1 rRNA gene is annotated in these 1,355 nt (G+C 52.7%); it reads left to right on the top strand.

From position 1 onward, the window contains the following. Positions 1–1,355, top strand: a 16S ribosomal RNA gene (locus EV214_RS18545); the annotation flags it as partial.

Genomic DNA, 1,355 nt, shown 5'->3' with positions numbered 1-1,355 from the left:
GTTGTTTTAAAGCTTGCTTTAAAACAACTTAGCGGCGGACGGGTGAGTAACGCGTGGGCAACCTGCCCTATACAGAGGGATAGCCTCGGGAAACCGGGATTAATACCTCATAAAACTCTAACATCGCATGATGTGTGAGTCAAAGATTTATCAGTATAGGATGGGCCCGCGTCTGATTAGCTAGTTGGTAAGGTAATGGCTTACCAAGGCGACGATCAGTAGCCGACCTGAGAGGGTGATCGGCCACACTGGAACTGAGACACGGTCCAGACTCCTACGGGAGGCAGCAGTGGGGAATATTGCACAATGGGCGAAAGCCTGATGCAGCAACGCCGCGTGAGCGATGAAGGCCTTCGGGTCGTAAAGCTCTGTCCTAAGGGAAGAATAATGACGGTACCTTAGGAGGAAGCCCCGGCTAACTACGTGCCAGCAGCCGCGGTAATACGTAGGGGGCGAGCGTTATCCGGAATCATTGGGCGTAAAGGGTGCGTAGGCGGTTATGCAAGTTAGGGGTGAAAGGCTACGGCTCAACCGTAGTAAGCCTTTAAAACTGCATAACTTGAGTGCAGGAGAGGAGAGTGGAATTCCTAGTGTAGCGGTGAAATGCGTAGATATTAGGAGGAACACCAGTGGCGAAGGCGACTCTCTGGACTGTAACTGACGCTGAGGCACGAAAGCGTGGGGAGCGAACAGGATTAGATACCCTGGTAGTCCACGCCGTAAACGATGAGTGCTAGGTGTCGGGGGTCGAACCTCGGTGCCGCAGCTAACGCATTAAGCACTCCGCCTGGGGAGTACGATCGCAAGATTGAAACTCAAAGGAATTGACGGGGACCCGCACAAGCAGCGGAGCATGTGGTTTAATTCGAAGCAACGCGAAGAACCTTACCAAAACTTGACATCCTCTGCATTACTCTTAATCGAGGAAATCCCTTCGGGGACAGAGAGACAGGTGGTGCATGGTTGTCGTCAGCTCGTGTCGTGAGATGTTGGGTTAAGTCCCGCAACGAGCGCAACCCTTGTCTTTAGTTGCCAGCACATAATGGTGGGCACTCTAGAGAGACTGCCGGGGATAACTCGGAGGAAGGTGGGGATGACGTCAAATCATCATGCCCCTTATGTTTTGGGCTACACACGTGCTACAATGGCTGGTACAACGGGAAGCGAAGGAGTAATCCGGAGCAAATCTTAAAAGCCAGTCTCAGTTCGGATTGTGGGCTGAAACTCGCCCACATGAAGCTGGAGTTGCTAGTAATCGTGAATCAGAATGTCGCGGTGAATGCGTTCCCGGGTCTTGTACACACCGCCCGTCACACCATGGAAGTTGGGGGCACCCGAAGTCGGCTATCTAACCG

Origin of the sequence: Marinisporobacter balticus (assembly GCF_004345705.1) — a bacterium.
Classification (GTDB): domain Bacteria; phylum Bacillota; class Clostridia; order Peptostreptococcales; family Thermotaleaceae; genus Marinisporobacter; species Marinisporobacter balticus.
The sequence above is the reverse complement of the archived record's forward strand: the minus strand, read 5'-3'. Positions and strand labels throughout refer to the sequence as shown.